Here is a 15541-nt window from a genome sequence, read left to right on the forward strand (position 1 = left end):
TATTTAATTTTACTCATTTAAATATATAAGTGCAAATTGCGCAAATATGGCAGCAGCTTTGTATATTATATCCTCATCTACATTAAATTCTGGACTATGAAGCGGCTCTGTAATTCCTTTTTCTTTATTAAGATTTCCAACCCAAAAAAATGTTCCAGGAACCTTTTCTTCAAAGCTAGAAAAATCTTCACCTATCATAGTTGGTTTATCTACTATGATTACATTTTTGCTTTCTATTACTCTACTAGCAGCTTTTCCTAACATAGTAGTAATCTCATAATCATTTACAACAGGAGCATGATAAGGAGTAAACTTAAATTCATATTCTGCTCCATTAGCTTCACTTATACCCTTTATAATAGATTCTATCATCGCTGGCATTTTTTCTCTCACTTCATAAGTTAATGTTCTTATTGTTCCTTCTAATTCTGCCTTATCTGGTATTATATTATGAGCCGAACCAGCACTAAATTTTCCAATACTTATAACTGCTGGCTCTAATGGATCTACTTTTCTACTTACTACAGTTTGCAGTGCCATATATATTTCACAGGCTACAGCTATAGGGTCTATGCATTTCTGCGGCTGACCTCCATGGCCACCTTTTCCATGTATTACTATCTTAAAATTATCTGAAGCTGCCATAAGAGGTCCTGGTTTTACACCTATTTTTCCTGCTGCTATTCCTGGCCATACATGAGCACCTACTACCACATCTACCTTTGGATTTTCTAAAACTCCACTATGTATAGTTTTTTCCGCTCCACCAGCACCTTCTTCTGCTGGTTGAAATAAGAACTTAACATTTCCACTAAATTCATCTGTAAGCTCTGATAAAATCGAAGCTGCCCCAATAAGCCAGGATATATGTGCATCATGCCCACAAGCATGCATAAATTCAGGGTACTGTGACTTATACTTTATATCATTTTCCTCTCTTAATCTAAGGCAATCCATGTCTGCCCTTAAAAGTACAGTCTTTCCTGGCTCCTTTCCTCTCAATATTCCAACCACTCCTGTACCACCTACATGTTCCTGAACTTCTATTCCATATTCTTTTAACTTATCTACTATTACCTTTGCTGTTCTATTTTCGTGCATACCTATTTCAGGATGAGCATGTATGTCTCTTCTAATCGTTATAAGTTTATCTTTTAACTTTTCAGCCTTTTCCAATATTACACTTTTAAACATAAAATTCTCCCCTTGACTTTTATTAGGTATTCAAAATACATTTTTCACATACCCTATATTTAAATTATAATAATACTTTACATTATATAAAAGTTTTTTAAACATTCAAAGGTTCAAATTGAAAAATAATTACTTGATTAACTTTAAATTCTGCATTTAAAAAGCCTACTGTTTAATATTTTGCAGTAGACTTTTTAATATACATTTTATTTTATAATACTTAAATTATTTTTAGTATGCTCTTCCCCAGTAAACCATTTTATCAGTCTTTTTGCCACAGCATACACAAGTATCTGATATCTTTTCTTGCTTAAATGGAATACATCTAGATGTTGCACCAGTTTCTTCCTTAATCTTATCTTCACAAGCTCTATCTCCACACCACATAGCTTTAACAAAACCTGTTTTATTTTCAACTATATCTTTAAATTCTTCCATGTTTACTGCTGAACTAGTTTTTTGTTCTCTAACCCTTTTAGCAGCTTCAAACATAGCATTGTGTATGTCATCTAAAAGTGATGGTATTTTTGTTTCTATTTCATCCATTGAAACTGATATCTTTTCTCCATTATCTCTTCTTACAAGTACAACTTGATTCTTTTCAATATCCTTAGGTCCTACTTCTAAACGGATTGGAACACCTTTCATTTCATATTCAGCAAATTTCCAACCTGGCATTTTGTCACTATCATCTACTTTTACTCTAGCTATCTTAGATATTCTTGCCTTCAACTCAGCTGCCTTTTCTAAAACGCCTTCTTTATGTTGAGCTATAGGAACTATAACAACCTGAATTGGTGCTATTCTTGGTGGAAGTTTAAGACCACTGTCATCTCCGTGAACCATTATTATTGCACCTATTAAACGTGTAGTTATTCCCCATGATGTCTGATGAACATATTGTAATTTACCATTTTTATCTGTATATTGCATATTAAAAGCTTCAGCAAAGTTAGTTCCAAAATTATGAGAAGTAGCTGCTTGAAGTGCTTTTCCATCATGCATTAAAGCTTCTATAGTATAAGTTCCAATTGCACCTGCAAATCTTTCTTTTTCAGTTTTTTCACCTCTTATAACAGGAATTGCAAGCATTTGTTCAACATGATCTGCATATACATTTAACATTCTAATTGTTTCTTCTTCTGACTCTTCTTGAGTTGCATGTACAGTATGACCTTCATTCCATAAGAATTCTGTAGTTCTAAGGAAAGGACGTGTAGTTTTTTCCCATCTTACAACTGAACACCACTGGTTGTATAGTTTTGGTAAATCATTATATGATTGAACTGTTTTAGCATAATGCTCACAGAATAATGTTTCTGATGTAGGACGTACGCATAATCTTTCAGTTAATTCTTCATTTCCTCCTTGAGTTACCCATGCAACTTCTGGTGCAAAACCTTCAACATGATCTTTTTCCTTTTGAAGTAAACCTTCTGGTATAAACATAGGCATATATACATTTTCATGTCCTGTTTCTTTAAATCTTCTATCTAAATCACCTTGAATATTTTCCCACATTGCGTAAGCATAAGGACGTATAATCATACAACCTCTAACACTTGAGTAATCAGCAAGTTCTGCCTTTTTTATTATATCTGTATACCATTGTGCAAAATCTTCATCCATTGGTGTAATTTGTTCTACTAATTTCTTATCTTTTTCCATTTTAATACCCTCCTATAATTGTAATGAGTTTATTCAATAACTATTAATTTCTTACTTTAACATCCTTGACAACTAAAATAAAAATAATGCATTATATATTATTTTTTTACTTACTAAAAATATGAAGAACGTTTATAGATTTTTTTAAACTAAAAAAAGCCTTAATCCCAATAAGGGACCAAGACTATATCGGCGGTACCACCCTGTTTAATACATTTCTATAAAACATATTCACTCTTAATTATTAACGGTTATTACCCGCTGTATCCTACTATTATTTCAGTACAGAACTCCAAGGTAGGTTCAAAATAATCTTCTAGGAACTTTTCACCAACCATTCCCTCTCTTCAAAAAGATTGACATTTTTACTAGTCCTTTTCTTTGTATTTATAATATTTTTACTTTTTAAACTTATTTTATATGATAAAATATAAAAACCTAATTGTCAATAGAATAATGATAATATTTTTAAAATCACATTGAATATATATCAGAAAATTCAATATTTATCATTTCAATTTTATTATTACATTTATTTTCTGCAGCACTTTTTTCATTTTCTATTACCCTTAAAGGAAGTTCTATTTTAAATGTACTTCCCTCACCTAGTTTACTTTCAGCACTTATTTTTCCACCATGTAATTCAACTATTGATTTTACTAAACATAATCCAATTCCGCTTCCCTCTGCATTACGAGTGAAAGACTTGTCTACTTGATTGAACCTTTCAAAAATAGCATTTAAATGATTTTTGTCAATTCCTATACCATTATCTTTTACCGATATTTCAACGGTTTCATTTTTATCAGCAATGTTTACATAGATTTCATCTCCTGGATCAGAAAATTTAATTGCATTAGAGATAAGATTAAGTACAACTCTCTCAATTTTATCAGGATCACAAGCAATAATTTTTTCTTCCACATCTGTATCAAAAATAATACTTAAATCTTTACTCTCAACATATTCTGATACTGATTGAACGATATCTTCAACTACACTTACTATATTTTCATTAGACAAATTTAGTTTAAAAAAACCAGATTCAATCTTTGACAAATCTATTATATTTCCTATAAGCTTTATAAGTCTATAGCAGTTCTGTCTTATAAAATAAGTATCTTTAATGATTTTTTCTTTATTCTCTTCTACAGACTTGTTTTTCAAATATAACTCTAGTAGTTGGGCAGAACTAAATATTACATTCAAAGGTGTTTTTAGTTCGTGAGATATGTTAGTTAAAAATTGTTCATGCATTTTGAGGGTTTTTTCCATTTTAAGCTTAGCCTCTATCTCTTGAGTCACATCCATAAAAATTACAACTACTTGTGCTAGTTCACCATTAAGTCCCAAAACCGGTTGATATAGTTTTTTTACAAATACTTCTTCTCCATCTACTATCAACCTTATATATTTTAAATAAGAAGTTTCTTTCTTATTCACTATATCTTTAATATGCTTAAGCAGCATATACTTATTAAAATTAGTTATAATGTCAGAATAATTTTTTCCTTTAAGTGAGGATATCGACTTTATCCCAGGCTTTAAACCACTAATAAATTTATAAGCTTTTTGATTAATATGCGTAATTTTTAAATCTGGATAAGACAAAGTTATAACAGGCAAATCTAAATTTTCCACCATTCTATTTAACAATCCATATTGAGTTTTTATTAATAAATCTTCTTCACTTTTTACCTTTTCAGTAACGTCACGAAAACATATTATACCTGCAACAAATTCACCTTGTTTATTGTATACCGGAGTGCCATTTAATTCTATATTGACTCTTTTATTATTAATTTTCATAAAAATTTTACATGGTGATAACTTTTCACCCTTTAATACCCTTTCAGCAGGTAAGTTTTCACTTGAAATCAAGTTTCCGTCTATATCAGTACATTCAACTTGTTCACAAACTTCTTTTACATTATTCAGCACCTTATTATAAAACAAATAATTTCTAGCTGCTTTATTAACTATTGTAAAGTCCCCGTTTCCATCAAAAATTACTAAAGCATCAGATATATTTTCAATAATAGCTTCTAGTTTTTCTTTCTGATACCTTATCAATTCATCTTTTTTTACCTGTTCCGTTATATCATGTGAACAAAAAATAGCTTTTATAATATTACCATCTTTATCATAAATAGGACTTGAATTTATATCGTAATAATAAACTCCATCTGGTTTTTTGCACATTAATCTGTACCCTTTAAGTCGTTCTCCCTTTATAGCTTTCCTGCTAGGTAAGTCTTCCTCTTCAATTAAGTTACCTTCACAATCATAATAATTTGTGCACTTTAGTACATTCTCACTGTTTTTCATTAAATCTTCATTATAGAATATTTTCTTTCCACTATTATTTAATATAGAACATTTATAGTTTCTATCAAAAATATGCACCCCATCAAACATATTTTCAACAATACTTTCTAATTCTTGTTTTTGTTCTTTAATAACCCTTTCTTGTTTCTCTATAATATTCCTGTTCAAAACTCTCTCTGTTACATCCACATAAGTTTGAATTATATACTCTATTTTTTCATCAGTATATACTGGAACTATAGATAAATCCCAATAAATTTCTTCTTTAAAATTGAATTCATTAACATAATATGGTTTACCATTTTTAATAACATTTTTAAAAGCCTTTTCTAAAGTGCTTTCCTTATAACACCCTGCTATACTTTCAAGCTTTCTGCCTATAATATTATCTATTTTATTATGTGAATTATTTAAAAAATTTAGGTAGTTCTGATTTGCTTCTAAAACAATTAAATCTGGAAAACTGCATATAGCAACTGCAGTTTTGTTGCTTGGATCAAGCTGCTCAATTAAGTTAATTCTATCCTTCAAAGTACATTTCATAGAATAGTCCCCCATGGTTTATTAATAAATAATCATTTTCATACTTATTTATCATATATTGTTTAACTATATTTTACCATAATGCATTTTATTTTAAAACTTTTACTATAATTGTATAACTACAGAATTATGAAAGCTTATATAACATATCAAGTTTATCTATTGTATCGGTTATAAAAATACACTAATTAACAGATATTTTACTAAAAAAAATAGTCCCCATCTATTATTAAGATTGGGGACTTTATTATTTAATTGAACTTGATTTTAATATATGTTAACTACTTTTTTATGTGTTTTGTTATATATGATTGGCAACTTCATAAGCATCCCAAATAGCATACATGATATTTGCAACCTTACGAGCATCACCTAAAAGATGAATTTCTGGAACTTCAAATTCTAATTCCTTGTATAAAGAATTTTCTTCTTTATATCCAACAGAAAGTATTACTGAATCACATTGTATTTTATCTATTCCCTTTTCTGTTTCAACTTCTAAAATTCCATCTTTATATGATTTAACTTTTGAATTTGTTCTTACCTCAATACCATTGAATGGAATAAGTCTTTCAAGCATTTCACTATTTGCAGAACATAAAGGTCCATTTAGTGCAAGTATTTTATTTAATGCTTCTACTATAACTACCTTCTTACCCTTCTTAGCAAGATCAAGTGCAGTCTCACATCCAACTAAACCGCCACCTACTACAACAGTAGTATTTCCGCAGTCTTTCTTTCCTATTAGCACATCTGCTGCTGTAAATACTTTATCATCATCTCCAAGTGAAAATACCTTTGGTGTAGAACCTGTAGCAATTATTATGCTATCTGCACCAGAATTTAAAACTTGTTCTTTAGTAACTTCACTATTTAAATTTACTTCTACATTTAATTCTTTCAATGTATGTGCATACCAGTTAGCTAAAGCAATATCATCCTCTTTGAACTCTGGAGCTCCACCTGGAATAAGGTTGCCTCCTAATCTATCACTCTTTTCATAAACTACTGGTTCATGTCCTCTAAGTGCTAAAACCCTTGCTGCTTCACAACCTGCTACACCACCACCAATTATTAAAACTTTTCTCTTCTTTAATATAGGTAGAAGTGCATTGTCTTTTTCTTTACATGCCTGAGGATTTACAGCACAGTTAAGCATAGAATAATGCTGAATTCTTCCCATACATCCTTCTTGACATGATATGCAAGGTCTAATTGATTTACAATTATTACTTCTTAGCTTATTTACATAATCAGGATCTGCAAGTAATGGTCTTCCAAGACTTATCATATCGCAAGTTCCATTTTCAACAGCTTCAAGTGCCATATCTGGATCATCCATTCTTCCTGCACATATAATAGGAACATCTACAGTGTCCTTCATCAATTTAGCATAAGGTCTGTATAATCCCTTTTCTTGATACATTGGTGGGTGACTCCACCACCATGAATCATATGATCCAACATCTGTATCCAATGAATCATATCCATAGGATACAAGTAATTTAGCAGCCTCAATTCCTTCTTCTAAATCTCTTCCCTTTTCAACAAATTCTTCACCAGGAAGCGCTCCATCTCTTAAATCTTTAATAAAACTCTTTGGTGAATATCTAAGAGCTACTGGAAAATCTTCTCCACATCTATTTTTAATTTCTTCAACTATTTCACGTGCAAAACGAAGTCTATTTTCCAAACTGCCACCATATTCATCTGTTCTATGGTTGAACAATGAAATAGCAAATTGGTCTATAAGATATCCTTCATGAACAGCATGGATTTGCACTCCGTCAAAACCAGCTCTTTTTGCATTATAAGCTCCATCTCCAAATTTTTTAACTATGGACTTTATTTCATCTATTGTAAGTTCACGACAAGTTTTGTCAAGCCATCTATGTTGAATTGGGGATGGTGCAACTGGTGGAAATTCTCCAAGGTTAGTTGGTATAGTAACTCTACCAAATCCACCTGACATTTGTAAAAATACTTTAGCATTATAAGCATGTATTCTCTCAGTCATTTCTCTTGCAGTTCTAACAAATTGAACAGGATTATGAGTAGGACATGGACAATTTGGCATACCGTGTTCTTCAACTTCATTATCTACAAAAGTAACTCCTGTAATAATTAATCCAGTACCACCTTTTGCTCTTTCAGTATAGTAATCAATTCCTCTTTGATTAAATCCACCCTCGCTGTCAGCTAATCCTAACGGTCCCATTGGTGCTAATGCAAAACGATTTTTTATTTCGCACTTTCCAATTTTGATTGGTTCAAATAATTTTTTATACTTATTCATAAAACCACTCCTAATGATAAATAGTATAGGTATTTTGCACTTAATTTATTTACATATCTAAAGACAACCGCGCAGTATTCTTTATATAGATAATTATATATTTAACAAATAAACATGTCAAGGTTTACATGTTTATTTTTTCATATTCTATTTAATTTTATATAAAGTAATGATAAAATATCTATATAGAAAGAATGAGGTGTTAACACAATATGAGGACTTTAAAGTATGCAATTTTAGGACTTATTAATAGAAGTCCACTAACCGGATATGATATAACCAAAAAATTTAATGATACATTAGTAGAATTTTGGTATGCAAAACATAGCCAAATATACCCAGAACTAAAAAAACTCACAGATGAAGGTCTCATTTCCTATGAAACAGTAATACAAGGAGAAAAATTAGAAAAAAAATTGTACACCATTACTGAAAAAGGAAAAAAAGCTTTGCAAAAATGGCTGGCAAAAGATGAACCTTTACAGCAAACACCTAAAGATATTTTTAGACTCAAGGCTTACTTTTGTGATGAAATGGATATTAATACTTTATTAAAGCAATTTAAAAGTGAATTAAATAAACATAACGAAAGATTGGAGTATCTAGAAAATTCTATGGAAGAGCTTTTAAAGAAAAAAGATGTATCTAAAGTATCTTCTTCTGATTTTGGTGACTATATTGTTTTAACTGGTGCTATTATGAGAGAAAAAAATTATATAGATTGGCTTGAGGACTGCATAAAAAAAATTACAAATGGAGCAGAAGATAAACAGTAATTCAACATTTGTATAGAAATAAAAGTGGCTATCGCCATAAATAATTTCACATTCTTCACTATCTAGTTCTTCCACAGCTTTTTGTAAAATAAAAAGCGTTGCTTTATCATAAATATTGTATTCCAGAATGTTGTAACCGTGCATCTCAAAGCAAGCATAGAGAGAAGAAAAAGAAAATTTATAAAAAAGACCTTTGTACAACAGATTTTCTCTGTAATGCAAAGGTCTTACTTCATATCATATTATGCTATATCACAAATTAGTTAGTGTAAAGTTTTTATATTATTTTTTTAAAATCTTCTTTATATATTAAGGGTTATAGAATTTTTTCTATATTTATCAGGGGTCATGCCCACATCTTCTTTAAATTGTTTATAAAAATAACTTAAGTTGGAATATCCTACCTTTCTGATTATTTCTTCTATTGAAAAATCAGAATTTTTCAATAAATATTTTACCTTATCCAATTTTATTTTTTTCTGTAATTCTGTTAACGTATTGCCAGTAACTTTTTTAATTAATTTTCCCATGTAATCCGTACTATAACTAAAATAATTAGCCAAATCTTTAAGATTTAAATCATTATAATTTTTGTCTATATACTTAACTATTTCTACATATATATTAGACTCTACTTTATTAATAACACTTGATGGTAAATATTCATTATAACATCTTAAAAGTTCATTAAAAATTAGTACTATATAAGATCTTATAGCTGTTTCCATACCATTTTTATTTTCATAATACTCAATTAATATATTTATCATAAAATCCCATACTCTTTTATTTTTAGAAGTTTCAAAACATAGAAATTGTCTAAATTTGTTTTTATTATACAACGCTTTTACAATAAAATTTGATATTAAATCATTATCTGCAATTTGATTCATAAATATCCAATTGAAAAATTCTTCTTTTATTAAAACATTTATTGCTATATCATTTTCTTGTGCTTCTTTTATGCTATGTTCCACATTCATATCCATAAGAAGTATTTCACCTTTTTTTATTTCCACATCAGTATCTTCGATAATTTGCTTTATGCTTCCTGAATAAACAAACATCATTTCAAGATAATCATGGCTGTGTTTCTTAAATTCAATAAACCTATCATGTTTATGTATCGATATATCCTCTGAATTTTTCATAAGTTTAGAGTTATTAATAACCCAATAGTCTTTTAATATTTCATTTGAAAAACACTCTTCAATTTTTGCCTTATCTTTCTTATTTTTTAATAACTTTTTAAGTTTTATTTCGCTTGGACTCAATTCTCTAAGACTTTTATCAAGATCCTTAATATTCAAAATATCACCCCACTAATATAAATTATTAGCCTTTATCTTACTTCTGAAACACTCATTTGCTTAACTTTATTAAAACTATTTTTTTCTATCACTAAAATTTAAATTTGCGTCATAGTGTCTCTTGAATTTTTTTGAATTTTAAAACTCTAAATAATAAAAAATTTTAGGTATTCTTAAAGTCCTTGCTTTATTATCGATATTATATAATACTACATCTAAACATTAACATTTTTCAAGATACACCCTTTTTCAAGCTTCTATAGTCATAAAAAATAAGAAATCATATAAAATACCACTTTTAAAATTTTCTAAAAAATAATTGTATAATTTTGATTATAGTTCTATATTCTTGTATATAAAACTATAATCAAAGTTAACCTTTAATTAAACTCTAGTACTTTATATTAATCTATTCTCTTAATAAGATTAACATAAAGCACTAGAGTTTTATACTTAGTTACTAAAATATAAATTATTAATAACCGCTTGCATATCTTTGTCTTTCTATTTCTTCAACGCTCATTCCTCTAGTTTCAGGAGTATAAACTAGTCCAATAATTAATTGGATAGCTAAAACCGAAATCAAAAACAATCCAGTTTTTTGAAATCCAAATGCAGTCAACATAGTTGGAAAAACTAATGAAACTATACCAACTCCAGCACGTACTAAGAAAAATATAATACCTTGAGCTTTTCCTCTATATTGAGTCTTAAACAGTTCAACGCTCCATAATGCAAAGAAACATTGTGCACTAAATCCTGCTGAAATTCCCCATAAAATATCAAAAATTATTAGTGAAACCCAACCCATAGGTGCAAACACAAGAACAACCCATGCTAAAACTTCCATAACACATGCAACTGAAAACACTACTTTACGATTCCATTTATCGCCTTTTCTTATGAATACCAAATAAGTAAATAAAATTGTTAAAAACCATATAAGTATATTTAATGCATTTGATTGCAAATTATTTAAGTTGCCTATTTTACTGAAAATGAATGGTAGAAAGTATCCCTGTAGTCCAGCAACTAAATTCCATAAAGTATAAGTACCTGCAGCAAGAATAAATGCTTGCCTGTTTGCCTTTATTGTAAATATTTCACTAGTAGGAGCTTTTACGAAATCTGAGGACTTCTCCTTTTCTTTTTGTTCTGTCCAAATTTTTGATTCCTCAATCTGCTGTTGTAGAATCCATGTAATAAGTGCAATTACAAATAATATTCCAAACATAATTCTGTTTCCTAAAAGTCCATGTTTGTTTAAAAAGATGGATAAAATAAATATAGTCATAGGTGCAAATCCCCATGAAAATTGACCCCATCCAATGTTTGCACAACGTTTTCCTGATGGAGCCTGTTCTCCTAAATAACTCCATGATGCAGGAACTACTGCACCTACTGCTATACCTGTAATAATATATCCAATCAAAAGCATAGGAAAATTCATTGATAAAGTTATAAGTAAAACTCCAATCATATATACAATTAAATCATATCTATATATAAATTTTCGCCCATATTTATCTGATAAAGGACCACCTATTAATGCTCCAAGTGCTGCGCCAAATCCATTTGCACTAACTGCTCCTAAAAGCCCAAGTGCCATATCATTTAAATGTAAGTAATTCATCCATAACGTTAATCCACTTGCACCTGCTACAATTGCACCCGCATCTAAAAAATTTGACATGGAAACAGTTATTGTTTCCTTAAATTTAGATTTTTCATTAGCCACTTAAATCCCCCCCAATTATTAATCCATATGAAATACTTCTTTTAAATCAACTGATACAGGACTGTTATCTGCATTCGTTTTCATTATGTCCTTCATATAAGCCCACCATTTTTGGCATATTTCTGTTTCTGAGCTTTTATTCCATTTTTCCTCATCTTCTATTTCAAGATAACCAAATAAAGTGTTAGTTTCTTTATCAAGAAAAATGGAATAGTTCTTTGCACCATATTCATGTATCATGTTAACCATTTCAGGCCAAATTTGACTATGCCTTCTCTGATATTCTTCATGAAAACCTTCATATACCTTCATTACAATTCCTTTTCTAACCAATTTTATCCCTCCAATTTTTTAATTTCATAATTATTGAATAGTATTCTGCATCACACTACATGATGCAGAATATAAAACTATTTATTTAAAAGCTTTTTTATATATATTAAGAATTTCAGTTTCAGAAGTATCCCTTGGATTTCCAGGGGTACATACATCCTTGAAGGCAATTTCTGAAAGTTTTGGAAGATCTTCTTCCTTTGCTCCAATTTCAGATAAGGTCTGTGGAATTCCTATTTTTTTAGATAAATTTCTCACTACATCCACAGCTGCTTTTCTATACTCATCAACAGTTAATTCATCTACACCTAAAACTCCCATTTGACGTGCTATTTCCCTATATTTCTCTCCAGTTGATGGTGCATTATACTCCATTACATACGGCAAAAGAAGAGCGTTGGCAACTCCATGAGGCGTATCATAAAATGCACCTAGTGAATGTGCCATGGAATGAACTATTCCAAGTCCTACATTTGAAAATCCCATACCTGCAATGTATTGAGCAACTCCCATTGCTTCTCTTGCTTCAATATTTTTAGGTTCAAAAACTGCAGTTTCAAGATTTTTTGATATAAGTTCTATTGCTTTCAGCTCAAACATATTAGTAAGTTCCCATGCACCTTTTGTAATATATCCTTCTATAGCATGAGTAAGAGCATCCATACCTGTTGAAGCAGTGAGTCCCTTAGGCATTGAAGCCATCATCTCAGGATCAATAACTGCCATTATAGGAATATCTTTAGGATCAACACATACCATTTTCTTAACAGCTTCTGTATCAGTAATGACATAGTTAATTGTAACTTCTGCAGCCGTACCTGCTGTTGTTGGGACTGCTATTATAGGAACAGCTTTATTTTTTGTTTCTGCTACTCCTTCAAGAGATTTCACATCTGAAAATTCCGGGTTATTTGTTATGATGCCTATTGCCTTTGAAGTGTCCATTGAAGATCCTCCACCAATTGCAATAATGAAATCAGCTTTTGAATCTGCATAACTTTTAACTCCAGTAAGAACATTCTCTATTGTAGGATTTGGCTTCACATTATCATAAATTTCATAGGGAATTCCTGAATCTTCAAGTTTTTTGGTTACATTTTGTGCTACATTAAATTTGAGTAAATCCTTATCTGTAACAACAAAAGCTTTTTTGAATTCTCTTTTTTTAACTTCTTCTGGAATTACACTTATAGCGCCCTTTCCAAAATAAGAAGTTTCATTAAGAACTATACGGTTTATCATCTACAATCTCTCCTTATTAAATTAGTTATTCATATAAAAATTTTTCCGGTAAAGTAACATGAAATTCTTTTGCAAGATCTCTAAAATTATCTGCAGTTATAGTCTGTTTTTTTCCACCCATTGACAATACTTTTACAAGGATTTCAGCTGATTTTTCTGCTGTATCCATAAGGCCAAAAGCAAGGTCCATAGTCTCACCTGCAACAAAAGTTCCATGATGAGCCCATATTACTACATCAAATTCTTCCATCAATTTGCTAGTTTCTCTTGCAATTGCTGCTCCACCAGGAACCATCCATGGCACTACCCCAACTCCTGAAGGAAATACTACAGGACATTCTGTTGCCATTTCCCAAAGTTCTCTTGTAAACACCTTGCTATCAAGCGGCAAAACAAAAGTAAGTGCAATCAAATTAGTAGTATGAGAATGATATATGACTTTGTTTTTTCCGCCTGTAGCTTCTTTCTTTACTGAATGACTCATAAGATGAGAAGGAAATTCACTTGTAGGTTTTGCACCATTTAAAAGGCCCCAAACTATCTTGTAGTTTTCACCTTTATCATCTATCTTTGCTATACCTATATTAGCTTCAGGATCAAGTATTACATTTCTCATATATTTTCCGCTTCCAGTTACAAGAAAATATTCATTAGCCAAATTAGAAACAGATACTCCTATTGGAACAAACTCAGAGTTTTCGCTAAGTTGATCCTTCACATCTTTTATTTCATCTTCTCCTATCCTATAACTCAAGTTTCCTCCATTTCGTTCATGCCATCCCTTAAGCCATGCATCATAAGTTATCTTTATATAATCCTTTACAAATTTTGCATTTTCAACTTTCATTCTTATCCCTACTTTCTCTTTGATAATTCCTCTTTTTCATACTTTTTAACTTCATCCAGCCATGATTCTTTAACAGGTACATTATTTATCTCACAATAATAATCCCATACAGCACCCATTGGATATGTCTTGAATTCTTCCATTAAGGCAAGTCTGTCAGTATAATTTTCTTCATCTTGAAGTTCTTTTAATTTTTTATTTGGAAGAAGCATTGCATTTAAAAGTGCTTTTATCATATTTCTTGTTCCCATAGTCCATGCAGCTACTCTATTTATGCTTGCATCAAAGAAATCAAGACCTATTATTACTTTATCAAGAGCATCATTTCTTACTATTTCCTTTGCAAGTTCTTTAAGCTCATCACTCAAAATTATAGTGTGGTCGCTGTCCCAACGAACTGGTCTACTTACATGAAGAGCAATTTTATCAGAGAATAAAAGCATTGCTGAAATTTTATCTGAAACTACTTCTGTAGGATGATAATGCCCTGTATCCATTAAGCACAATACATCATTTTTAGCTGCAAAGTTCATATAAAATTCACTTGAACCAACTGTATAGGATTCAGCTCCTATTCCAAAAACCTTTGATTCTACAGAATCAAGATTGTATTTTTTATCTATTTTTTCCTTGAATATTTGTTCCAAAGAATCTTTAAGACGCTGTCTTGGACCAAGTCTGTCACTTGGAATATCTTTATATCCATCTGGTATCCATAGATTTGTCAAACAGGGTTGTCCAAGTTCTTTTCCAAGGTATTCTCCAATTTTTCTTGAAGCAATACAGTGTCTTATCCAAAAATCACGAATTTCTTTGTTTGGATGAGAAAGTGTAAGACCATCGTCTGCCTTTTCATGAGAAAATATTGTAGGATTAAAATCAAGTCCCAATCCATTTTTCTTGGCCCATGAAACCCAGTTTCCAAAATGCTCAGGTTTTATCTCATCTCGATCTACAAACTTCCCATCAGTTTCAGCATATATTGCATGAAGATTGACTTTATGTTTTCCAGGAATAAGACTAAGAGCCTTATCGAGGTCTTTTCTAAGTTCTTCTGCATTTCTTGCTTTACCTGGGTAATTTCCAGTAGCTGCAATTCCTCCTGACAATTCTTTTTGGTTTACTTCGAATCCTGCAATATCATCTCCTTGCCAACAGTGTATTGATATTTTTACTTTTTTGAGATCTTCTAAAGCTTTGTCAACATCTATCCCCCATTTTTCATATTCCTTTTTTGCCAATTCATATTTTTCCTTAATGCTCATT

The 15541-nt window shown here is 30.5% G+C and carries 11 protein-coding genes and 1 other annotated feature; of the genes, 1 reads left to right on the plus strand and 10 read right to left on the minus strand.

Translation table 11 applies throughout. The features are described from left to right. Positions 1–9: 9 nt before the first annotated feature. From Ccar_RS19100 to Ccar_RS19115, 4 genes are all read right to left on the minus strand, one after another. Positions 10–1194 carry a M20 metallopeptidase family protein gene (locus tag Ccar_RS19100; protein ID WP_007059285.1) on the minus strand — a complete coding sequence of 395 codons (1185 nt, stop codon included), beginning with the start codon at positions 1192–1194 and terminating at the stop codon, positions 10–12. 231 nt (positions 1195–1425) lie between these two features. Then, positions 1426–2862, minus strand: a complete 1437-nt coding sequence (gene proS, locus Ccar_RS19105; protein ID WP_007059284.1) for a proline--tRNA ligase — start codon at positions 2860–2862, stop codon at positions 1426–1428. A 170-nt stretch (positions 2863–3032) separates the two neighbouring features. Beyond that, positions 3033–3253, minus strand: a binding site (T-box leader). A gap of 83 nt (positions 3254–3336) precedes the next feature. Next, positions 3337–5733 (minus strand): PAS domain-containing sensor histidine kinase, encoded by a 2397-nt coding sequence (locus tag Ccar_RS19110; RefSeq protein WP_007059283.1) that lies wholly within the window; start codon positions 5731–5733, stop codon positions 3337–3339. Between the two features lie 301 nt (positions 5734–6034). Continuing rightward, positions 6035–8029, minus strand: a complete 1995-nt coding sequence (locus Ccar_RS19115; protein WP_007059282.1) for an oxidoreductase — start codon at positions 8027–8029, stop codon at positions 6035–6037. A 212-nt stretch (positions 8030–8241) separates the two neighbouring features. Between Ccar_RS19115 and Ccar_RS19120 the strand changes: the two genes are divergently transcribed. Further along, the gene (locus Ccar_RS19120; protein WP_007059281.1) at positions 8242–8805 is read left to right on the plus strand and encodes a PadR family transcriptional regulator; all 564 of its coding nucleotides are present in this window, start codon (positions 8242–8244) and stop codon (positions 8803–8805) included. Between the two features lie 302 nt (positions 8806–9107). Here the strand turns inward: Ccar_RS19120 and Ccar_RS19125 are convergent, their stop codons facing one another. The 6 genes from Ccar_RS19125 to rhaA form a co-directional block, all read right to left on the minus strand. Further along, positions 9108–10115, minus strand: a complete 1008-nt coding sequence (locus tag Ccar_RS19125; RefSeq protein WP_007059280.1) for an AraC family transcriptional regulator — start codon at positions 10113–10115, stop codon at positions 9108–9110. 475 nt (positions 10116–10590) lie between these two features. Continuing rightward, entirely contained in the window at positions 10591–11853 is a 1263-nt protein-coding gene (locus tag Ccar_RS19130) for an MFS transporter (protein ID WP_007059279.1), read from the minus strand. A gap of 18 nt (positions 11854–11871) precedes the next feature. Further along, positions 11872–12186, minus strand: a complete 315-nt coding sequence (rhaM, locus tag Ccar_RS19135) for an L-rhamnose mutarotase (RefSeq protein WP_007059278.1) — start codon at positions 12184–12186, stop codon at positions 11872–11874. Between the two features lie 81 nt (positions 12187–12267). After that, positions 12268–13428 carry a lactaldehyde reductase gene (gene fucO, locus Ccar_RS19140; RefSeq protein ID WP_007059277.1) on the minus strand — a complete coding sequence of 387 codons (1161 nt, stop codon included), beginning with the start codon at positions 13426–13428 and terminating at the stop codon, positions 12268–12270. 25 nt (positions 13429–13453) lie between these two features. Continuing rightward, on the minus strand, positions 13454–14275 hold the full coding sequence (rhaD, locus tag Ccar_RS19145) for a rhamnulose-1-phosphate aldolase (protein ID WP_007059276.1): 822 nt from the start codon (positions 14273–14275) through the stop codon (positions 13454–13456). Between the two features lie 8 nt (positions 14276–14283). Then, positions 14284–15540: an L-rhamnose isomerase gene (gene rhaA / locus Ccar_RS19150; RefSeq protein ID WP_007059275.1), complete on the minus strand. Its 1257-nt coding sequence runs from the start codon at positions 15538–15540 to the stop codon at positions 14284–14286. Between the last annotated feature and the right edge of the window lies 1 nt (position 15541).

The sequence above is a fragment of the Clostridium carboxidivorans P7 genome, from assembly GCF_001038625.1.
Taxonomy (GTDB): Bacteria; Bacillota; Clostridia; order Clostridiales; family Clostridiaceae; genus Clostridium_AM; species Clostridium_AM carboxidivorans.

What these genes read in the sequence shown, in the direction of transcription:
- Ccar_RS19100 (WP_007059285.1), bottom strand. Translation starts at nt 1,194, where the DNA reads ATGTTTAAAAGTGTAATATTGGAAAAGGCTGAAAAGTTAAAAGATAAA.
- proS (WP_007059284.1), bottom strand. Translation starts at nt 2,862, where the DNA reads ATGGAAAAAGATAAGAAATTAGTAGAACAAATTACACCAATGGATGAA.
- Ccar_RS19110 (WP_007059283.1), bottom strand. Translation starts at nt 5,733, where the DNA reads ATGAAATGTACTTTGAAGGATAGAATTAACTTAATTGAGCAGCTTGAT.
- Ccar_RS19115 (WP_007059282.1), bottom strand. Translation starts at nt 8,029, where the DNA reads ATGAATAAGTATAAAAAATTATTTGAACCAATCAAAATTGGAAAGTGC.
- Ccar_RS19120 (WP_007059281.1), top strand. Translation starts at nt 8,242, where the DNA reads ATGAGGACTTTAAAGTATGCAATTTTAGGACTTATTAATAGAAGTCCA.
- fucO (WP_007059277.1), bottom strand. Translation starts at nt 13,428, where the DNA reads ATGATAAACCGTATAGTTCTTAATGAAACTTCTTATTTTGGAAAGGGC.
- rhaD (WP_007059276.1), bottom strand. Translation starts at nt 14,275, where the DNA reads ATGAAAGTTGAAAATGCAAAATTTGTAAAGGATTATATAAAGATAACT.
- rhaA (WP_007059275.1), bottom strand. Translation starts at nt 15,540, where the DNA reads ATGAGCATTAAGGAAAAATATGAATTGGCAAAAAAGGAATATGAAAAA.